Below are 19,322 nucleotides of genomic sequence, written 5' to 3'. Positions count from 1 at the left end.
AGACAGCGTTCGCGTTGTCACACGGCGCTGACGGACGTACCGTCGCTGCGTGCCCTCCGCAGGGTCGGTCGCCGCAGACCTCAGCACGAGCTCGCTGCACCTCGCCGTGATCATCGCCATGGTCGCCGCAGGGGTCGCCGTGCTCGTCTGGCTGCTGCGCGTCTTCACCGGGCAGCGCCAGCACGACGTGGCCGCCCAGCGGCGGGCCCGCGAGCAGGCCGACCAGCCGCCGCGGCCACCGGCCGCCCCGGCGACCCGGTTCATGGAGGCCACGCCGCCCGGCCCGGGCATCGCTCCGCCGCGCCGCCGGCCGGCCGCCGGGCACCACCCCGCCGGGCGCCGCGCGCCCGGGACCGGCCAGCAGCGGGCGGTGTCACCTCCCGTCCGTCGTCCGCTCCAGCTCGTCGCCGCCGACCTGCGGCGGCTCACCCGGGAGCTGACCACCGTGCCCGGTGGCATGCCGATGGCCCGCCGGCGCGGACTGCTGGCCGCCTACGACGACGTGCTGGTCGAGGCGGCCGACCTGCTGCAGGTGCCGCACCGGCTGATGGACACCCCCGAGACGGCCCGGGAGTTCGAGCGGTTGCGGCTGCTCGGCGAACTGGAGGCCGCCGGGCTGGTGACCGGCTGAGCGGGTCGGCCGGCCGGCTCTTCCTCGCCGTCGACCCACCTGCGGCGGCGGTCACCGACCTCGAACGGGCCCTGGCGCCGCTGCGCTCGGCCCCCGGCGCCCCGCGGTGGACGCCGTCCGCGCGGTGGCACCTGACCCTGCTCTTCCTCGGCGAGGTGCCCAGCGCCCGGCTCGCCCCGCTGACCACCGCGGTGCGCCCCGCGGTGGCCGCGTCCCCGGCGATGTCCCTGCAGCTGGCCGGGGCCGGCCGGTTCGGCTCCCGTCGTCGTCCGGCGGTCTGCTGGGCCGGGCTGGCCGGCGACGTCGAGGAGCTGACCGCGCTGGCCGGGCGGCTGGCCGCGGCCGCGCGCGGGCTGGGGCTGCCGGTGGAGGACCGGCCGTTCCGGGCGCACCTCACCCTGGGCCGGTGGCGACCCGGCCGGCCGGCCGACGGCGACCTGCCCGAGCGGCTGGCCGGGTACCGCGGCCCGGCGTGGCCGGTGGCCGAGGTGGTGCTGTGGCGCAGCCACCTCGGCCCCGAGCCACGGTACGAGCGGGTCGCCGCCTGGCCGGTCGGCTGACCTGCTCGGGGTCCCGCCCGGCTCAGACGGCGACCGCGTCCCGCGGGAACAGCCGGCGCAGCACGTCGGACAGGGTGACGACCCCCAGCACCTCGTCGCCGTCGGTGAGCACGGCGAGGTGGTTGCGGGTCTCCCGCATGGCCGCCAGCGCGGCGTGCACCGTCGTGTCGGCGGGCAGCGCGAACAGCGGCCGGGCGAAGCCCGCTGCAGCGGCGTCCCCCGGGGCGGTCAGGGTGTCCCGGACGTGCACCACCGCAGTCGGCCGCTCACTCCCACCGACCCCCAGCAGCACCCGGAGGTGGCCGGAGTCGCGGGTGGCTGCGCGCACCTGGTCGACCGTCGCCGCCGCCGGCACGCCGGTCAGCTGCCTGCCCGGGGTGAGCAGCTCGCGGACGGTCAGCTGCTCCAGCTCCAGCACGCCGGCGATCTGCGCGGAGTAGCCGGCGTCCAGCGCGCCCACGTTCGCCGAGTGCTCGACCAGGTGCCGCAGGGCCTCCGGGGTCGACCCGACGGCCACCTGGTCGGCCGGCTCGACCCCGACCCGGCGCACCAGGGCGTTCGCGGCGGCGTTGAGGGCGCGCAGCAGCGGCCGGGTGAGGACCAGGAAGCCCCGCATCGGCAGCGCGAGCAGGGTGGCGGACCGCTCGGGGTGCGCGATGGCCCAGGACTTGGGCGCCATCTCCCCGACCACCAGGTGCACGAAGGTCACGACCACCAGCGCCAGGACGAAGCCCACCACGTCGGCGGCGACCGCGGGCAGCCCCCAGCCCTCGAAGAGCGGGGTGAGCCAGTGGTGCACCGCCGGCTTGGTGACCGCACCCAGGGCGAGCGTGCAGACGGTGATGCCCAGCTGCGAGCCGGCCAGCAGCAGCGTCAGCTCCGAGGAGCTGCGCAGCGCGGCCCGGGCCGAACGGCTGCTCGCCGCCGCGTCCTCCAGCCGGTGGCGCTTGGCCGCCATGAGCGCGAACTCCACGGCCACGAAGAACGCACTGAGCCCGACGATGAGGACGGTCGCGGCCAGGACGACGATCGGGTCGTCGGTCATCGGGAGACCTCCTCGTCGGTGCGGTCGGTGGCCGTGGTCCGGTCGGTGTCCGGGAGCTCCAGCCGCAACCGGGACGGGACGTGCCGGTCGACGGCGAGGACGGTGACCCGCAGCAGCCGCGGGGCGGGCGCCGCGTCGTGGACCAGGTCGGCCGGGTCGGCCGGCAGCTCCACGTCGAGGACGGTGCCGACGTCGGGCAGGTCGCCGTGGACGGCGATCACCAGGCCCGCGACGGTCTCGTGGTCGCCGCGGGGCAGGTCGATGGACAGGGACCGCTCGACCTCGTCGACGTGCACGTCGCCGGCCATCTCCCAGACACCGTCGTCGGCCACCGGCTCGTACGCCGGGTCGGCGGGGTCGTGCTCATCGGTGATCTCCCCGACCAGCTCCTCGGCGAGGTCCTCCAGGGTGAGCACGCCGGCGAAGCCGCCGTACTCGTCGATCACGCAGGCCAGTTGCTGACCGGCCTGCTCGAGCTGGCGCAACGCGTCGGGCAGTGCGGCCAGCGAGGAGACGACCAGCGGGGGGCGGGCGATGGCGGTGACCGGCGCCGAGTCGGGCTCGCCGGACCGCAGCAGGTCGGCCAGCTGGACGACGCCGACGACGTCCTCGCTGCCGGCGGCGAGCACCGGGTACCGGGAGTGCCCGTGCGCCATCAGCTGCCGCAGCTCACCGAGGGTGGTGGTCTCGCTGACGGTGGCGACCCGGGACCGGGGCACCATCGCGTGCTCGACGTCCCGCCGGGGGAAGTCCAGGATCCGGTCCAGCATCATCGACAGCTCGACCGGGAGGTCACCGCTCTCCCGGGAGTCCTCGACGATGTGCTCCAGGTCCTGGGCGGTCGCGGCGTGCTCGACGTCGTGCACCGGCTCGATCCGCAACAGCCGCAGCAGCAGGTTCGACGCCTGGTCGAACACCCAGATCAGCCAGCCGAACAGCGCCAGGTACAGCGCCGTGGACCGGGACAGCCACCGGGCGACCGGCTCGGACCGGGCGATGGCCAGGTTCTTGGGGAACAGCTCGCCGAAGAGCATCTGCACCAGCGTGGAGAACAGCAGCGCCAGGACGGCGCCGACGCCCATGGCCACCGCGGTCGGCACACCCGCGCCGCCGAGCAGCTCGCCGAGGGAGTCACCGATCAGCGGCTCGGCCACGTAGCCGACCAGCAGCCCGGTCACGGTGATGCCCAGCTGCGCGCCGGAGAGCATGAACGAGGTGCGGCGGGTGATCGCCAGGGTCCGGGCCGCGGCCGCGTCACCGGCGGCTGCGCGAGCACCGACCCGGGAGCGGTCGACCGCCATGTAGGCGAACTCCTGGGCGACGAAGTACCCGGTGACCGCGGTGATCAGCAGGACCACCAGGACACCCGTGGCGAGGGAGAGGAGCGTGGTCACCGGCCACGCACCGCCTCGGTGGGGCGGCGGTGCGTGGCCTGGGCTATGTGGTCTGCGCTCATGTCTCTCTGGTCGGTGGGGGACCTGGACTCACGGCCCCGTGGACTCCGCCAACGGCCCGGCCCGACCGGCGGTTCCCCCGCCGGCAGCAGTCCGGCCCGGATCACCCGTGCGAGTCGGCCGGGCCCGGAGGCGGGTGGCCCACCGGGCCCGGTCCGGGCAGCGGGCTGGCACCCTGACCGTCGTGCCGCAGACCGACCCGCTCACCCCGGCGTCCGACACCGCCTTCGACGTCGCCACCGCCGTCACCCGCAGCGAGGGCGGTGGCCTGTCCGCCACCCTCGACCCGGGCTGGGACGTCGGCGGCGGCGTCCTCAACGGTGGCTACCTGCTCTCCGTGGTCGCCCGGGCCGCCGTCCTGGAGTCCCCGCACCCCCACCCGGTCGCGCTGTCGGCCAGCTACCTGCGCGCGGCCGCGGCCGGCCCGGCGTCGCTGACGGTCACGCCCGGCCCGGCGGGTCGGACGCTGGCCCACTCGACGGTGCTGCTCTCCGACGCCACCGGGCCGGCGGTCAGCGTCCAGGCGACGACGGCGACCCTGACCGCCGGCGAGCCGGTGTTCTCCGCACCGGTGCCGGCCGCCACCCCGCTGGCCGACTGCATCTCCCTCGCCGAGAACGCGCACCTGGCCCCGTCCGCGGTGGCGGTCCCCGGGCTCACCCGGCGGGTGGAGACCCGGCTGGACCCGGACACCGCTGGGTGGGCGCTCGGGCAGCCGGGGGAGGAGCCGGTGCTGCGGGCCTGGGTGCGCTTCGCCGACGACCGCGAGCCGGACCCGCTGGCGCTGGTCACCTTCGCCGACGTGCTGCCGCCGACGCCGTGGGCGCTCGGGGTGTTCGGCTGGGCGCCGACCGTGCAGCTGCAGGTGCTGGTACGGGCCCTGCCGGCGCCGGGCTGGTGCCTGGTCGAGGCGCGGGCGAGCGAGATCGCCGGCGGCTGGCTCGACGAGGACTACCGGATCTGGGACTCCACCGGCCGCCTCGTCGCGCAGAGCCGCCAGCTCGCCCGCGCCCCCCGGTAGCGGCAGCGGTTCCCGAGCCGCCCCGGTTCCCCGCGGTGGCCCCGTCCAGAGGCTCGCGCCGAGCTGGCGAGGCGTGCGGAGGACGGGGTCCTTCCTCAGGCCTCCTGGCGGAGCACCGTGGCCGGGTCGGCGCGGTCGGCGGCCCGCTGGGCGTAGAGCGCGGCCAGCCCGGCCACCACCACGACGACCACGGCGCTGAGCCCGAGCGCCGGCCAGGGCACGTCCAGCAGCGGGGTCGGCGGGCGCACCTGGTCGACGTCCAGCCGGCGGTAGACCAGCGCGACCGCGCCGGCGGCCAGCACCCCGCCCAGCAGCACGCCGGCGACCGCGACCCCGATCAGCTCGACCAGCAGCGAGCGCAGGTGTGCGGCGCGGGTCAGCCCCAGCCGCCGCGCCATGACGTAGCCGGCGACCCGGGTGCGCGACCGGGCCTCCAGGTACAGCAGCAGCCCGCCGACGGCGATCACCCCGACGAACACCGCCAGCGCCGACAGGTAACCGAACGTCCAGGTGATCCCCAGGAAGTTCGCGCTCTCCTGAACCCCCTCGGGCGTGAGCAGTCGGATGTTCTGCGCGCCGGCGTCGGCCAGCGCATCGACGCCGGCGCCGAGGTCGTCGTTCGTCCAGAGCTCGGCGGCGGGCGCAGCGCCTGCGTTGCGGGTGATCTCCGGCAGCCGGCCGGCGTCGACGAGGACGACCGGGTCATCGCTGCGGCGGCCGGGCAGCACCCGGGCGGTCGCGGTCACCTCGGCCGGCACCGAGGTGCTGCCCAGCCGGAGGTTCGGGTCGCCGGCCGGCAGCCCGGCGGCGACGATCGGCAGCCGCCCGTCCACCTCCGGGCCGGTCAGCGCGGCCAACAGCTCCGGGAGTGAGCGGTCGGCGAAGGAGTCGTCCCAGAAGGCCGTGTCGGCGAAGTCGTCGGGGTCCACGGCCAGCACCTGGACGTCGGTGCGCCCGGCGTCATCGGCAGCCTCGGCGCTGCCGTCGTAGCGGACGAGGTAGGTGCCGGCGGCCTCGATGGCCGGGGTCACCTCGAAGCGCGTGACCGTGGTGGCCGCCGCCGCCGCGCCGATCTGCACGCCGACCTTGGCGTCCAGGGTGGTCTGCGAGCTGGCGGTGAGCGTCGCGGTGTAGCCCAGGACGGCGACCGGCAGTGTGACCGCGACCAGCAGGGTGCCGGTGGCCAGCCGAGCCGCGGTGAGCCGGTTGGCGGCGAGGAAGACGGCGGGTGAGCGGCGGCCGGCCCAGCGGCGCAGCCGGGGGAGCAGGGCGGTGACCAGCCTGCCGAGCACGATCGCGGTGCCGGCGATCGCCAGCAGCGGGAAGGCGACCAGCAGCCCGTTGACCTGGGCCACGAAGCCCACGCTGACCACGGCGTCTCGGGTCTGCAGCAGCAGCCAGCACCAGGCGGCGCCGAGCAGCAGGGCCAGCTCCCACGGCACCCGGGCGGGCCAGCGCGGTGCCGCGCCCAGCGGCCGCTCCGCAGTGCCCCGCGCGCGCAGGCCGGCCACGGCGGAGGCCGCGCCGAGGCCGACGACGAACGCGGCCACCCCGGCCCACGCCGCGGCGGTCGTGGCCGAGGGGTCCAGGTCATCGGCGGGGCCCAGCCCGGCGATCAGCAGCCGGGACGCCGCCCACCCGAGCGCGGCCCCCGCCAGCGCCGGCAGCGCGAGCTCCAGCGCCGCCTTGCCGGCCAGCGGTGCCGGCCCGACGCCGCGGGCGGCCAGCAGCCGCACCTCGGTGGCCCGCCGGTCGGCCCAGAAGCTGCCGGCGGCGGCGACCAGCACCAGGGCCAGCAGCGCACCGGCCACCGCGACCGGGACGACGGGCCCGCGCAGCCCGGACTCGATCAGGGTGGCCCGGTCCAGCACGTCGGGCAGCCGGTCGTTGGGCACGGCCACCACGGGTTCCGGCGAGCCTCGGGAGGGCAGCGGCAGGCCGCTGGCCGCCACGATGCGCTGCTGGGTGTCCAACTGGTCGCGCGCGTCGCTGACCGACAGCGACGCGGCGTCCACCGGTACCTGCTGCAGCCGGGTCGCGTAGCCGACCGCGGCCGTCGCCAGCCGGTAGAAGGTCGGCTCATCGGTGGTCAGCAGCATGGCGGGCGGCGGCACGTTCGCCGACGTCTCGTTGGAGAACAGCAGCCGGTAGTCGCACCAGTACGGGTCATCGGCGTTCGCCACGGCGAGGTCGCGGTGGATCCCGGCGACTGGAGCGGACTGGGACCCGAAGGTGAGCACGTCCCCGACCGCGAGGCCCTCCTGCTCGGCCAGGGTCTGCGGGACCCACACCCCCGGCCCGTCCCCGCGCTCGACCACCTCGACGTGCTCCAGGGCAGCGGGGCGGTGGAACAGGCTGATCGGCGTGGAGAGCAGCGAGCCGTCGGTGCGGCTGACCGGAGCGGCCGAGTAGGGGAACGGGCCGGACGAGCCGATCCACGCCGTGGCCAGCACCGGCTCGGGGTCCATCCCGGCATCTGCCCACGCCTGCAGGAACTGGTCGTCGGCCGCCGGGCGGGTGCTGCCGTCGCCGCCGTCCAGCGGCTGGAGCTGCTCGTCGACGAGGGATGAGCTGACGCCGGTCTGCGGGCGGGCGACCTCGTCGCAGCGCTGGGCGAGCTGCTGCTGCAGGGCCGCGGAACGGGCGGAGGAGAGGAACAGCGGGGCGGAGGCGACCGCGCACGCCAGGATCGCCGAGGTCACCAGCACGGCGAGGACGGCGGCCGGCTGGCGCAGGCCGAGCAGCGGCGCCCGGGTCCAGGGGGCCAGACGCCACAGCTGTGGCCGGCTCACGACGGGGCCCCGTCGGTGAGCACGCCGTCGCGCATGGACAGCACCCGGTCGGCGCGGGCCCAGGCGATCTCGTCGTGGGTGGCGATCAGCACCGCCGATCCCTCCCGGGCGGCGGCGGTGACGGCGTCGAGCAGGCGGTCGGCGTGGCCACGGTCCTGGTGGGCGGTGGGCTCGTCGGCCAGCAGCACCGCCGGGCGCAGCAGCAGCGCGCGGGCGACCGCGGCCCGCTGCTGCTCGCCGAGGGAGGCCTGGTGGGGGTAGCGGTCGGCCAGGTGGTCGATGCCGAAGTCGGCCAGCAGCGCCCGGGCTCGGGGTCCCGCGTCGGCGGTCGTGCCGCGCAGCCGGGCGGGCAGCAGCACGTTGTCGGCCAGGCTGAGGTCGGCGACCAGCCCGAGCGCCTGCGGCACCAGAGCCAGTTCGCGCCAGCCCAGCTCCACCGGCGGCCGATCGGCCAGGGGGCCGAGGTAGTCCAGGTGCCCCTCGTCGGCGGTCTCCCAACCGCACAGCAGCGCCAGCAGGGTGCTCTTGCCCGAGCCCGACGGGCCCACGAGCGCCACGAACTCCCCGGCGTCCACCCGCAGGTCCACCCCGGCCAGCGCGGTCACCGTCTCCGCGCCGCGGCTGAACCGCTTGACCAGGCCGGTGGCGGCGAAGCCGCCGGCCGGCTGCAGCCGGGGGCTCATGCGGCGACCAGCCGGCCGTGGTCCAGTCGCACGAACCCGTCGGCGATCGCCATCACCCGCGGGTCGTGGGAGGAGATGACGAAGCCGACGCCGGCGGCGGCGAGGTCCTCCATCGCGACCAGCACCCGTTCGGCGGCGGCGGTGTCCAGCTCGGCGGTCGGCTCGTCGGCGACCACCAGCGCCGGGTCGCCGACCACGCCGCAGGCCACGGCCAGCCGCTGCTGCTCACCACCGGAGAGCTGGGCGGGGAGGTGGTCGGCCCGCTCGCGCAGGCCGAGGCGGCCCAGCAGCGCCAGGGCGTCGTCCTCGGTGGCCGGCGCCCCGCGCAGCGCGGCGGCCAGCCGGATCTGGGCGACGGCGTCCAGGTAGGGGAGCAGGTTCTCCCCGGGTCGCTGGAACAGGTAGGCCACCTGCCGCTGGCGCAGCTTGCGCCGGGCCCGGGCACCCAGCCGGTCGACCCGCTGCCCGGCGATGAGCACCTCCCCGTCGTCGGGGGAGTCGATGCAGGCCAGCAGCCGCAGCAGCGAGGACTTCCCCGACCCCGACGGGCCGACCACCACGGTCACCTGGGCGCGGGGGATGGACACCGTGACGTCGTCCAGCGCGGTCACCGACTCGGTCGCCGTCCGGTAGGTCTTGCGCACGCCCCGGCAGACCGCGGCCGGCGGTGACTCGGGCGTGCTGAACACCGGGTCGGCCAGCGGATCGGCCGCGAAGTGGAAGCCGTCGTCGGTGCTCATCGAGGCGAGAGCCTAGGTGTTGGGCGCAACCACGCCCGGGAGGTCGACGTCCCCGGTCAGGTAGCGCTGGACGGTGGGCCCGACGGCCGCGACCAGCTCGTCGGCGGTCGCCGAGGCGAGCGGCTCGACCCGCAGCACGTAGCGGGCCATCACCACCCCGATCAGCTGGGAGGCGACCAGCGACCCGCGTGCCTCCGCCTCGGCCGGTGGCAGGCCGAGCGTGCCGACGACCCGGCGCAGCACCTGCGAGACCAGGAACTCCCGCAGCAGCCGGGCGGTCCACTCGTTCGTCACCGCCGACCGCACCAGGGCGAGCCCCGCGGACCGCCCCGGCCCGTCCCAGACGTGCAGCAGCAGCCGGACGACGCGGGCGCCGAGGTCCGCCGTCCCGCCGGCGAGCAGCTCGGGCAGCAGCTCCTCCGGGTCGGCCGGCGCCTCGATCGCGGCGAGGAACAGCTTGTCCTTGCTGCCGAAGTAGTGGTGCACCAGGGCGGGGTCGACGCCGGCGGCGGTGGCGATCACCCGGATCGAGGCGCCGTCGAAGCCACGCTCGGCGAAGGCGGCGCGCGCGGCGGTGAGCACCGCGTCCCGGGTGTCCGGGTTGCCGGGCCGTCGTCCGGTGGGCCGGGCGCGGCGGGCGGGCTGGCTCAGCTGGTCCTCCTCCGCAGGGTGGCCGCCGCCAGGCCCAGGGCCAGCAGCGCGGCGCCGGCGACGACGCCGACGTCCACCCACATGGTGCCGGTCGCCTCCGGTGAGGCGCCGACCTCCTGCAGCGCCTCGACCGCGTAGGTCAGCGGCAGGACGTCGGCGACCGCCTGCAGCCACCCGGCCAGCTGGTCGCGGGGCACCAGCAGCCCGCAGAGGAAGAACTGCGGCAGCACCACCACCGGCATGAACTGCACCGCCTGGAACTCGCTGCGGGCGAAGGCACTGGCCAGCAGGCCCAGCGCGACCCCGAGCACCGCGTCCACCACGGCGATGAGCACCACCAGCGCGAGCGGGCCGGCGACGTCCAGGTCGTAGGCGGTGGTCGCGATCGTCACGGTGACCACCGCCTGCAGCGCCGCGGCCAGCCCGAAGGCGGTGCCGTAGCCGAGCAGCAGGTCCAGCCGGGACAGCGGCGTGGTGAGCAGCCGTTCCAGCGTCCCCGACGTCCGTTCCCGCAGCATGGCGATGCTGGTGACCAGGAACATCACCACGAACGGGAAGACCCCCAGCATGGTCAGCCCGATCCGGTCGAAGGTGTCCGGCTGGCCGCGCGGGGTCGGCACGTCGGCCCACAGCAGGTACAGCAGACCGAGCAGGGCGCTGGGCAGCACCAGCAGCATCGCCACGGTGCGGTGGTCGTGCCGCAGCTGCCGGAGCACCCGCCCGGCGGTGGCGGAGGTCAGTCGCGGGGAGAGCGCGGTGGTCATGCCGGCACCTGCTCGGCGCGGACCAGGGAGAGGAACGCCTCCTCCAGGTCGTCGGTGCCGGTGCGGGCGCGCAGCTGCGCCGGGGTGGAGTCGCTGAGCAGCCGCCCGTCGCGGAGCAACAGCAACTGGTCGCAGCGGCCGGCCTCGTCCATGACGTGGCTGGACACGACCAGCGTCGTCCCGGCCGCGGCGAGGGCGTGGAAGTGTGCCCAGAGCTCCACGCGCAGCAGCGGGTCCAGCCCGACGGTCGGCTCGTCGAGCACCAGCAGCTCGGGTCGGGCGACCAGGGCGCAGGCCAGCGAGGCCCGCCCGCGCTGCCCGCCGGAGAGGGCGCCCACCAGTTGCCCAGCGGCGGCGCCCAGCCCGACGTCGGCCAGCGCGGCGTCGGCCGCGGCGGCGTCCCGCCCGGCGAGGGCGGCGAAGTAGCGGGCGTTCTCCCGCACGGTCAGGTCGGGGTAGACGCTGGGTGACTGGGTCACGTAGCCGACCCGGGCGCGCAGCTCGGCGGCGCCGGCCGGGCGGCCCAGCACGGTGACGGTGCCCGAGTGCACGCGCTGCACGCCCACCACGGCGCGCAGCAGGGTGCTCTTCCCGCTCCCGCTGGGGCCGAGCAGGCCGGTGACCCGGCCGGGTGGCACGGAGCAGCTCACCTCGTGCAGGACCCGGCGGGCACCGCGGTGCACCACCAGGTCGGAGACGGTCACGGCGGCGGTCATGGGCCCTCCCGAAACAACTCAACGAGTGATGAACTCAACGCTAGATGAGTTGTGCGGCCGGGACAAGACCCGGGAAGCCACCCGGGGAGGTCAGCTGCTGCGGCCCAGCTCGGTGAGCAGCCGGCGCCGACGGTCGTGCTCGTCGGTCGCCAGGTCGTAGAGCTCCACGTCGCTCTGCCGCTCCTTGGCCACGTACATCGCGACGTCCGCCTGCCGCAGCAGAGCACCGATCTCCACCGGGTCACCGCCGGTCGCGGCCACCCCGATGCTGGCGCCGATCTCGAGCGCGAGCCCGTCCACCGGGAACGGCGCCCGCAGCGCGTCGCGCAGCTGACGGGCCGCGGTGCAGGCCTGCTGCGCCGTCACCTCCGGCAGCAGGACGGCGAACTCGTCGCCACCGAGCCGGGCCAGCAGGTCGTCGTCCCGCAGCAGCGGCCGCAGCCGCGGCCCGACCTGGGCCAGCAGGCGGTCCCCGTAGCCGTGTCCCAGCGTGTCGTTGACCTCCTTGAACCTGTCCAGGTCCATCAGCAGCACGGCCAGCCGGGCCCGGCCGGCCAGCAGCTGCGCTCCCTGGGCGAGCAGTGCGGCCCGGTTCGGCAGACCGGTCAGCTCGTCGTGCGTGGCCTGGAAGGCCAGCCGGCGCTGCAGCTCCAGCCGCTCGGTGACGTCCCGCGCGGTGACCAGCAGGCCGCCGATGACCGGGTCGCCGCGCCGGTCGGAGGAGCTGATCTCCAGGTGCCGCCAGCTGCCGTCGCGGTGCCGGGCCTGCACGAGGAAGACCTGCGAGGGGTCCTGGTCGCGGGTGACCGGCTCGCCGTCGGCGGTGAACAGGTCGGCGTCCTCGGCGTGCAGCAGGTCCTGCGCCGGCCGGCCCAGCAGCTCCTCGCGCGACCAGCCCAGGACGTCGGAGACGGAGTCGGACACGAAGGAGATGTGGCCGGTCGGGGTGAGCAGGGCCAGCACGTCGTTGGTCGCCTGCACCACGGACCGGAAGCGGCGCTCGCGGTCCAGGGCGGCGAGCAGGGCGTTGAACGCCGCAGCCGTGGTGCCCAGGTCGTCGGCGGAACCGACCGGGAGGGCCAGCGCGGTCGCCGGGGGAACCGAGCCCTGCGCGGTGGCCACCGGGTCGCCGACCGTGTGCGCCACGTCGGAGAGCCGGCCGGCGAGCAGCCGGAGGCGGCTGCCGATCACGTGCCGGGCCAGCAGCCAGTTCGCCGCCCCCAGGACCAGCCCGGCGGCCAGGCAGGCGACCCGGAAGACCGGGTCCTCGGCGTACCGGGCCGGCACGCCCAGCAGCTCGGCGAACAGCGGGAAGACCGCGCCGACGGCCAAACCCAGCAGGGCCATCCCGGCCGCCAGCCGGGTGAACGCCGACCAGCGGGCAGGGGAGTGCCCTCGACCCGTGGTCCGCGGTGGTGCCATGCGGTCAGGTCGGCAGCCGGGTGCGTCGACTGCAGCCCCGGGGAGCGGGTCTCCCCCCGGCGAGGGGGAGCCGGGCTCAGCCACCGGCCGGTGCGGTGTGGCACCGGCCACGCGCGGGGTCCGGCACGGCGATCACCAGCAGCGTCAGCGGCACGGTCGCCACGATGCCAGCACCCGGCCCTCCACGGGGGCGACCGGCGCCGCGACGCCGGTCGCGGCCACCGGGGTGGGCCACTCGGTGGTCCGGCAGGTGGCTCCGGGGCCCGGGCTGGGTCGATGGCCGGCGGGACCGGTCAGCTGGGCCGATCGGCCAGCGCGGTGCCCAGGGCGTCGCCGGACCGCCAGGCGCTCTCCACCTTCGACGGGGCCGACCAGCCGTCCCCGCAGAGCCCGATGCCGTCGGCAACCGCGAACGGTTCCTCCCGCGGTGCGGTCGGCTTGGCGAAGCTCCAGCGGTGGACGTGCGTCCACTCCGGCTCCCCGTCCAGCCCCAGCACCGCGCGCACCGCGGCCACCACCGCGGGCACGGCCCGCTCCGGATCGTCCAGGTGCTCGGCGGCCAGCGCCGGCGTGCTGTGCGCGACCAGCACCGGGGCGCCGTCCCCGCGCCGGTCGCCGTCGTCGGCGATCCACTCCACCGCGGGGGAGTCGTGCACGAAGGCCCCGTGCAGGTCGGCCGGCCAGCGGCGGCCGGCGAAACCGAGGGCCACCGCGAGCGTCGGCTGCCACGCGGCGGGCCGCAGACGCCCGGCGATCGCCGAGCCCGGGTCCAGCAGCCGGGCAGCCTGCGGGTCGGGCACCGCCAGGACGACGGCGGCGGCCGGGTCGCCGTCCACGGTCGGACCGCCGTCGCCGCCCACCCGGGTGACCGCCCGCTCCAGCTGGACGTCCAGGCCGCCGGCCAGGTCGGTCACCAGGCTGCGGAGGCCGCCGGGGGTGCCATACCGCAGCGGGCCGGACGTCGTCCGCTCGATCCCGTCCGGCCCGGCGACGGCGAAGGTGTCGGTCCACGGCCGGGCCAGACCGCGGTCCACCCAACCGGCGACCACCGGGGCGAACGGCGAGCCCTCGGCGACGGTCAGGTAGGAGGCGCCGAGGTCGACCGGCCGGCCGTGCAGGGTGCGACCGCCCATCCGGCCCCCCAGCCGGCGGCCGCGGTCGAGCACCCGCACCGCGCTGCCCCGGTCGGCCAGCGCCCGGGCACAGGCGATGCCGGCGATGCCGCCGCCGACGACGACCGTGCTGCTCGGGCTGCTCACGGCACGATCCTGCGGTCCGCGACGTGATCGTGCCCGCCGGGCCGCGTCGGGTGACCCGCCCGGCGGGTCGATGGGCGGACGGCGCCGGGGATGATCGTCGGCGTGCCCGTCCCTCCCGTGCAGATCACCGACCCCGCCGACGAGCGGGTCGCCGACTTCCGCGACCTCGTCGCCGGCGACCGCAGGCCCGGCACCGAGCGGGGCACCGGGCCGGTGATCGTCGAGGGTGTCCCCGCGGTCGAGCGGCTGCTCGCCTCGGGCTACTCGGTGCGCAGCGTCTTCGGCATCCCCGGCCGGGTGGCCGACCTGCAGCTGCCCGACGACGTGCCCGCCTACGAGGCCGACCGGTGGGTGCTCTCCGACGTCATCGGGTTCCGGCTGACCCGGGGCGTGCTCGCCTCCGCCGACCGGCTGCCCCCGCCGGACCTGGACGAGCTGCTGGCCGGCCCCGACCCGGCCGCGCCGCGCCGGCTGGCGGTGCTGGAGGGGCTCAACGACCACGAGAACATCGGGTCGATCGCCCGGTCGGCGGTGGCGCTGGGCGTCGACGGCCTGCTGCTGGACCCGACCTGCGCCGACCCGCTGTACCGGCGGTGCGTGCGGGTGTCGATGGGGCACGTGCTGTCCCTGCCGATCGCGGTGCTCAGCGACTGGCCGGGCGGGCTCGACCGGCTGCACGACGCCGGGTACCTCACGGTCGCACTCACCCCGGCGGCGGACGCCGTCGACCTGGCGGACGTCGACCTCGCCGCCCACCCGCGCACCGCGGTGCTGCTCGGCGCCGAGGGGCCGGGCCTCACCGCCGCGGCGAAGGAGACGGCCCGGGTGCGGGCCCGGATCCCCATGCGGGCGGGGGTCGACTCGCTCGGGGTCGCCGCGGCCGCGGCGATCACCTTCGCCACGCTCCGCTGACCGCGGCGGCCGGGCTGCTGGCGCTGCAGCTCCCCGGGCCCTACCGTCCCGACATGACGTTCTGGATCGTGGTCGGGGTCCTGCTGGCCGTGCTGCTGGCCGGGACGGCCCTGATCGACCACCGGGCCAGGGCCCGCGGCGCCCGCGTGTCCGGCGACGTCGGTCAGAACGTGACCCGCGGCGCGGTGAACGGCAACGTCGACGCCTACCGCGGCTCGGACGCCCAGGGACACCGCACCGGGGGCGGCTTCAGCGGCCCCTGACCGCCGGGAGGCCGGTGTCCCGCGAGGCCGGCCGCCCCTGGTCCGCTCGGGGCAGACCGGGGCCGGGCCTCGGTCGAGTGGGGCCTCGTCAGCCGCGCAGCGACAGGCGGGCCAGCTCGGCCCTGGCCTGCTCCGCGAACTGCGGGGCGCACATCACGTCGTAGCGGCTGGCCACCACCTTGCTGGTGCTGGTGAAGTCGCGCTTCCCCTGCGAGGCCGCGTACCCCACGGCGCCGAAGACGGCACCGAACACCAGCCCGATGAGCAGGCCGGTGAACACCGAGCCGAACCAGTCGCTGCCGTCGGCGGCGAAGATGCCGAGCAGCAGGCCCACGAAGAGCCCGAACCACGCACCGCTGGCAGCTCCGGCCGCGATCGCCCGGCCCCAGCTGAGCCGGCCGGTGACCCGCTCGACCATTCGCAGGTCGCTGCCGATGATCGTCACGTTCTCCACCGGGAACTTCTGGTCGGAGAGGTGGTCCACCGCCCGCTGGGCCTGCTGGTAGTCGTCGTAGGACCCCACCTGCACGCCGCCGAGCGGCATGGACACAGAAGCTGGCATGTCGATCTCCGTTCCGAGCCGGCCTGCTGATGGCGGCCGGACGTTCCGGCTGCCACGGGTGTCCACCAGGACGACGACCGGCTCACTACCCGAAACGATCTTCGGGGACACCCTGTTCCGCGATGGACCTCGGCGGCACCGTGCCAGGCCGGCTCTTCGCTACACCAGGCTGTCGGCCCAGGCGCGGTGCAGGTCGGCGAACCGGCCGGTGCCGCCGACCAGCTCGGCCGGCGAGCCGTCCTCGACCACCCGGCCGGCCTCCATCACCAGCACCCGGTCGGCGATCTCCACCGTGGAGAGCCGGTGGGCGATGATCAGCGCCGTCCGGTCCGCGAGCAGCGTCTGCAGGGCCTGCTGGACGAGCACCTCGGAGGGCACGTCGAGGGAGCTGGTGGCCTCGTCGAGCACCAGCACCGCCGGGTCGGCGAGGAACGCCCGGGCGAAGCTGACCAGCTGGCGCTGCCCGGCCGACAGCCGGCCGCCGCGCTTGGCCACCGCGGTGTCGTAGCCCTCGGGCAGCGCCCCGATGAAGGCATCTGCGCCGATCGCCCGGGCCGCCGCCTCGATCTCCGCGCGGGTCGCGTCCGGCTTGCCGAAGGAGATGTTGTCGGCGATCGACCCGGAGAACAGGAAGCTCTCCTGGGTCACCATCACCACCGCCCGGCGCAGGTCGGCGTCGGCGAGCCGGTCCAGCGGGACGCCGTCCAGCCGCACCTGACCGGCGACCGGGTCGTAGAACCGGGCGGCCAGGCGGGCCAGCGTGGACTTCCCGGCGCCGGTGGCACCGACCAGGGCGACGGTCTGGCCGGCCGGGATGGTCAGGTCCAGCTGGGGGAGCACGGTCGACTCCCCGTAGCCGAAGCGCACGTCGTCGAAGACCACCTCCCCGGCGGCGGGGGAGGGCAGCGGCTGCGGGTCGGCCGGCTCCGGCACGACGGAGCGCTCCTCCAGCACACCGGAGAGCTTCTCCAGCGCGGCGCTGGCCGACTGGTAGCTGTTGTAGAACATCGCGATGTCCTGCAGCGGGTCGAAGAAGCGGCGCAGGTAGACCAGGAACGACAGCAGGAAGCCGACCTCGAGGTCGCCGTCCATCACCCGCAGTGCGCCGTAGCCGAGCACCGCCACGGTGACCAGGTTGCCGATCATCGTCACGCTGGGCACGAACACCGCGATCAGCCAGAACGCGTGGTGGTGGGCCCTGCGGTTGGCCTCGTTGAGCTCGGCGTGCAGCGCGTCGTTGCGGGGCTCCCGGCGGAAGGCCTGCACCGCGCGGATGCCGCCGAAGGTCTCGGTGAACTGCACGATCAGCGCGGCGATCGTCTGCCGGGTGTGCCGGTAGGCGACCGTCGAGCTGCGCTGGAACCAGCGCCCCAGCAGGTACAGCGCAGGCAGGCCCAGCAGCGCCACCAGCCCCAGCGGGAGGTCGAGCACCAGCATCAGCACGCCGATGGAGACCACGCTGAACAGGGCGGTGAGCAGCCCGTCGAGCCCCTCGTCGAACAGCTCGGCCAGCGCCTCGACGTCGCTGGTCAGCCGGCTGATCGTCTTGCCCGAGGTGTACCGCTCGTGGAAGGACAGCGGCAGCGCCTGGACGTGGGTGAACACCCGCCGCCGCAGCGTGAGCAGCACCGCCTGGCCGACCCGCCCCGAGCCGATCAGGAAGCGGTAGCGCAGGCCGGTGTCCAACACGGCGGCGGCGACCATGGCCGCCGTGATCCAGACCAGCGGCCACGGATCGCCGTCCAGCAGGGCCGGGACGGCGACCTCGATGCCGAGGCCGATCAGCAGCGGGCCGGCCAGCCAGGCGAGGTTCTGTACGACGATGACGGCCAGCAGCAGCCACAGTGCCCGGCGGTGGGGGTGCAGCAGCTCACCGAGCAGCCGTCGCGACCGGCCGCGCAGGAACGAGCTGGCCGAGGCGTCCAGGTCGTCGGCGTCCTCGCCGGCCACGCCCCGCCAGTCGGCGTGCGCGTCGGCCGGTGCGCCGGCGTCGGTGGTCACGGCCGCGCCGGTGCCCGGGGTGGTCATCGGGCGCCCACCTCGCTCAGGTCGGTGTCGGTCAGGCCGGCGAGCTCGGACTCGGAGGAGAGCAGTGCCCGGTAGGCGGGCACCTGCGCGAGCAGGTCGGTGTGCCGCCCGACGGCGGTGATCCGGCCGTCCTCCAGCAGCGCCACCCGGTCGGCGAGCAGCACGGTGGAGGCCCGGTGGGCGACCACCAGCGCCGTCGTCTCCGCGAGCACCTCGCGCAGCGCCTGCTCGACGAGGGCCTCGGTGTGCACGTCCAGGGCCGACAGCGGGTCGTCGAGCACCAGCACCGACGGGCGGCCCAGCACCGCGCGGGCCAGCGCCAGCCGCTGTCGCTGGCCGCCGGACAGCGACAGGCCCTGCTCGCCGATCCGGGTGTCCAGCCCCCAGGGCAGGTCGTGCACGAAGTCGGCCTGGGCCACCTGGAGCGCCTCGGCCACCTCGGCGTCCCCGGCGCCGGGCCGGCCGAGCGTGACGTTCTCCCGCACGCTCATCGAGAACAGCGTCGCCTCCTCGAACGCGGAGGCGACCACGGTGCGCAGCTGGTCCAGCGGGAGGTCGCGGACGTCGTGCCCGTCGAGGGTGACCCGTCCACCGGTGACGTCGTACAGCCGGGCGACCAGGGCGGTCATCGTCGTCTTGCCCGAGCCGGTGGCGCCGACCAGGGCGACGGTCTCGCCGGGTGCGACGTCCAGGTCGACGTCGGTGAGCACCGGCTCACCGGTGCCGGGGAACCGGAAGGCCACGTGCTCGAACCGCAGCCGGGCGGGGCTGCCCACCGCGGCCGGTCGCACGCCCGGGGCGTCGGTGACGGTGAGCGGTGCGTCGAGCAGCTCACCGATCCGGTCGCAGGCGCTGGCGGTCTCCTGTGCCTGGGCGAGCAGGAAGCCCAGGGAGAGGATCGGCCACAGCAGCACGGTGAACAGGGCGACGAAGCCGACCAGCCCGCCGACGGTGAGGGCGCCGCTGCTCACCGCCAGCGAGCCCCCCACCAGGATCACCGCCAGGGTGATCTGCGGCTGGAACTCGAACAGGCACCAGATCAGCGCCAGCGTGCGGACCTTGCGCAGCTGCAGGTCCTGCAGGCGCAGCGCCTTGCGGTCGTACCGGCCGAACACCAGGCCGCTGCGGCCGAGCGACTTGACCACGCGGATGCCCTGGACCGCCTCCTCCACGTCGGTGGCCAGCTCGCCCTGCTCGTCCTGCACCAGCCGGGACTCGGCGTTGTACCGCTTCTCCAGGCGCAGCCCGAAGAAGGTCAGCGGCAGGCAGGTGACCAGCACCGCCACACCCAGCGGCCAGTAGGTGGCCACCAGCAGCGCGCCGACGACCGCGCAGGTGACCAGGTTGACGACGAGGAAGACCGCGCCGAAGCCGACGAAGCGCCGGATGGTGGAGACGTCGGAGGTCGCGCGGGACAGCAGCTGACCCGAGGACCAGCCGTCGTGGAAGGCGACCGGCAGCCGTTGCAGCCGCTGGTAGAGCGTGTCGCGCAGGTCGCGCTCGATCTGCAGGCTGCTGATGTTCATCGCCCAGCGGCGCAGGAAGAACAGCGCCGCCTCGGCGACGCCGAACAGCAGCGCCAGGCCCAGCAGCGGGACCAGGCCGGCGCGGTCGCCCCGGGCGATCGGCCCGTCGACGACGGCCCGGGCGATCAGCGGGACGGCGAGCTGGGTGAGCGAGGCGAGCAGCGCACCGGTGAAGGTCAGCGCGATCAGGCCGCGGTAGGGGCGGGCGAAGGGCAGCAGCCGGGCCAGCGCGGAGAGCCGGCCCCGGGTGTCGGCGGCGGGGGCGACGGTCTCGGTCATGGCGCGCTCAGGCT

The 19,322-nt window shown here is 75.7% G+C and carries 18 protein-coding genes; 5 read left to right on the top strand and 13 right to left on the bottom strand.

Annotated elements, in window-relative coordinates:
• Nucleotides 1-49: 49 nt before the first annotated feature.
• Complete coding sequence (locus HLA93_RS21910) at nucleotides 50-631, top strand: hypothetical protein (protein WP_222192413.1); 582 nt, start codon at nucleotides 50-52, stop codon at nucleotides 629-631.
• Nucleotides 628-1,191 (top strand): RNA 2',3'-cyclic phosphodiesterase, encoded by a 564-nt coding sequence (gene thpR / locus HLA93_RS21905; protein WP_222192978.1) that lies wholly within the window; start codon nucleotides 628-630, stop codon nucleotides 1,189-1,191. Before HLA93_RS21910 ends, thpR begins: the two co-directional genes overlap by 4 nt.
• Nucleotides 1,192-1,213: 22 nt before the next feature.
• Here thpR and HLA93_RS01310 read toward each other — a convergent pair whose 3' ends face one another.
• Together HLA93_RS01310 and HLA93_RS01305 are read right to left on the bottom strand one after the other, a co-directional pair.
• On the bottom strand, nucleotides 1,214-2,236 hold the full coding sequence (locus HLA93_RS01310; RefSeq protein WP_222192412.1) for a CNNM domain-containing protein: 1,023 nt from the start codon (nucleotides 2,234-2,236) through the stop codon (nucleotides 1,214-1,216).
• Nucleotides 2,233-3,630 (bottom strand): hemolysin family protein, encoded by a 1,398-nt coding sequence (locus tag HLA93_RS01305; RefSeq protein WP_222192411.1) that lies wholly within the window; start codon nucleotides 3,628-3,630, stop codon nucleotides 2,233-2,235. The genes HLA93_RS01310 and HLA93_RS01305 overlap by 4 nt, the downstream gene beginning before the upstream one ends.
• Nucleotides 3,631-3,874: 244 nt before the next feature.
• Here HLA93_RS01305 and HLA93_RS01300 point away from each other — a divergent pair, with 244 nt between their 5' ends.
• A complete protein-coding gene (locus HLA93_RS01300) occupies nucleotides 3,875-4,711 on the top strand; it encodes a thioesterase family protein (protein WP_222192410.1) in 837 nt (278 codons plus the stop codon).
• A 95-nt stretch (nucleotides 4,712-4,806) separates the two neighbouring features.
• Here HLA93_RS01300 and HLA93_RS01295 read toward each other — a convergent pair whose 3' ends face one another.
• The 8 genes from HLA93_RS01295 to HLA93_RS01260 all read right to left on the bottom strand — a co-directional run bounded on the left by HLA93_RS01295 (nucleotide 4,807) and on the right by HLA93_RS01260 (nucleotide 13,738).
• A complete protein-coding gene (locus HLA93_RS01295; RefSeq protein WP_222192409.1) occupies nucleotides 4,807-7,503 on the bottom strand; it encodes an FtsX-like permease family protein in 2,697 nt (898 codons plus the stop codon).
• Nucleotides 7,500-8,186, bottom strand: a complete 687-nt coding sequence (locus HLA93_RS01290; protein ID WP_222192408.1) for an ABC transporter ATP-binding protein — start codon at nucleotides 8,184-8,186, stop codon at nucleotides 7,500-7,502. Before HLA93_RS01290 ends, HLA93_RS01295 begins: the two co-directional genes overlap by 4 nt.
• Nucleotides 8,183-8,926, bottom strand: a complete 744-nt coding sequence (locus HLA93_RS01285) for an ABC transporter ATP-binding protein (RefSeq protein WP_222192407.1) — start codon at nucleotides 8,924-8,926, stop codon at nucleotides 8,183-8,185. The genes HLA93_RS01290 and HLA93_RS01285 overlap by 4 nt, the downstream gene beginning before the upstream one ends.
• Nucleotides 8,927-8,938: 12 nt before the next feature.
• A complete protein-coding gene (locus HLA93_RS01280; RefSeq protein ID WP_222192406.1) occupies nucleotides 8,939-9,508 on the bottom strand; it encodes a TetR/AcrR family transcriptional regulator in 570 nt (189 codons plus the stop codon).
• 65 nt (nucleotides 9,509-9,573) lie between these two features.
• A complete protein-coding gene (locus HLA93_RS01275) occupies nucleotides 9,574-10,341 on the bottom strand; it encodes an ABC transporter permease (RefSeq protein WP_222192405.1) in 768 nt (255 codons plus the stop codon).
• The gene (locus HLA93_RS01270) at nucleotides 10,338-11,057 is read right to left on the bottom strand and encodes an ABC transporter ATP-binding protein (protein ID WP_222192404.1); all 720 of its coding nucleotides are present in this window, start codon (nucleotides 11,055-11,057) and stop codon (nucleotides 10,338-10,340) included. The genes HLA93_RS01275 and HLA93_RS01270 overlap by 4 nt, the downstream gene beginning before the upstream one ends.
• Nucleotides 11,058-11,147: 90 nt before the next feature.
• Nucleotides 11,148-12,479 (bottom strand): sensor domain-containing diguanylate cyclase, encoded by a 1,332-nt coding sequence (locus HLA93_RS01265; RefSeq protein ID WP_222192403.1) that lies wholly within the window; start codon nucleotides 12,477-12,479, stop codon nucleotides 11,148-11,150.
• A gap of 293 nt (nucleotides 12,480-12,772) precedes the next feature.
• Nucleotides 12,773-13,738 carry an NAD(P)/FAD-dependent oxidoreductase gene (locus HLA93_RS01260; protein WP_222192402.1) on the bottom strand — a complete coding sequence of 322 codons (966 nt, stop codon included), beginning with the start codon at nucleotides 13,736-13,738 and terminating at the stop codon, nucleotides 12,773-12,775.
• A gap of 102 nt (nucleotides 13,739-13,840) precedes the next feature.
• On the opposite strand from HLA93_RS01260, the gene HLA93_RS01255 reads away from it, so the two are divergent.
• Nucleotides 13,841-14,650: a TrmH family RNA methyltransferase gene (locus HLA93_RS01255; RefSeq protein ID WP_308127881.1), complete on the top strand. Its 810-nt coding sequence runs from the start codon at nucleotides 13,841-13,843 to the stop codon at nucleotides 14,648-14,650.
• A gap of 53 nt (nucleotides 14,651-14,703) precedes the next feature.
• Nucleotides 14,704-14,913: a hypothetical protein gene (locus HLA93_RS01250; RefSeq protein WP_222192400.1), complete on the top strand. Its 210-nt coding sequence runs from the start codon at nucleotides 14,704-14,706 to the stop codon at nucleotides 14,911-14,913.
• Between the two features lie 88 nt (nucleotides 14,914-15,001).
• Here HLA93_RS01250 and HLA93_RS01245 read toward each other — a convergent pair whose 3' ends face one another.
• From HLA93_RS01245 to HLA93_RS01235, 3 genes are all read right to left on the bottom strand, one after another.
• Complete coding sequence (locus tag HLA93_RS01245; protein WP_246625477.1) at nucleotides 15,002-15,475, bottom strand: general stress protein; 474 nt, start codon at nucleotides 15,473-15,475, stop codon at nucleotides 15,002-15,004.
• Between the two features lie 159 nt (nucleotides 15,476-15,634).
• Entirely contained in the window at nucleotides 15,635-17,503 is a 1,869-nt protein-coding gene (locus HLA93_RS01240) for an ABC transporter ATP-binding protein (RefSeq protein WP_222192399.1), read from the bottom strand.
• Nucleotides 17,500-19,308, bottom strand: a complete 1,809-nt coding sequence (locus HLA93_RS01235; protein ID WP_222192398.1) for an ABC transporter ATP-binding protein — start codon at nucleotides 19,306-19,308, stop codon at nucleotides 17,500-17,502. Before HLA93_RS01235 ends, HLA93_RS01240 begins: the two co-directional genes overlap by 4 nt.
• Nucleotides 19,309-19,322 lie beyond the last annotated feature (14 nt).

Source organism: Modestobacter italicus (assembly GCF_019799965.1).
Classification (GTDB): domain Bacteria; phylum Actinomycetota; class Actinomycetes; order Mycobacteriales; family Geodermatophilaceae; genus Modestobacter; species Modestobacter italicus_A.
Note: the sequence above shows the minus strand (reverse complement) of the source record. Positions and strands in the feature narration are given on the sequence as shown.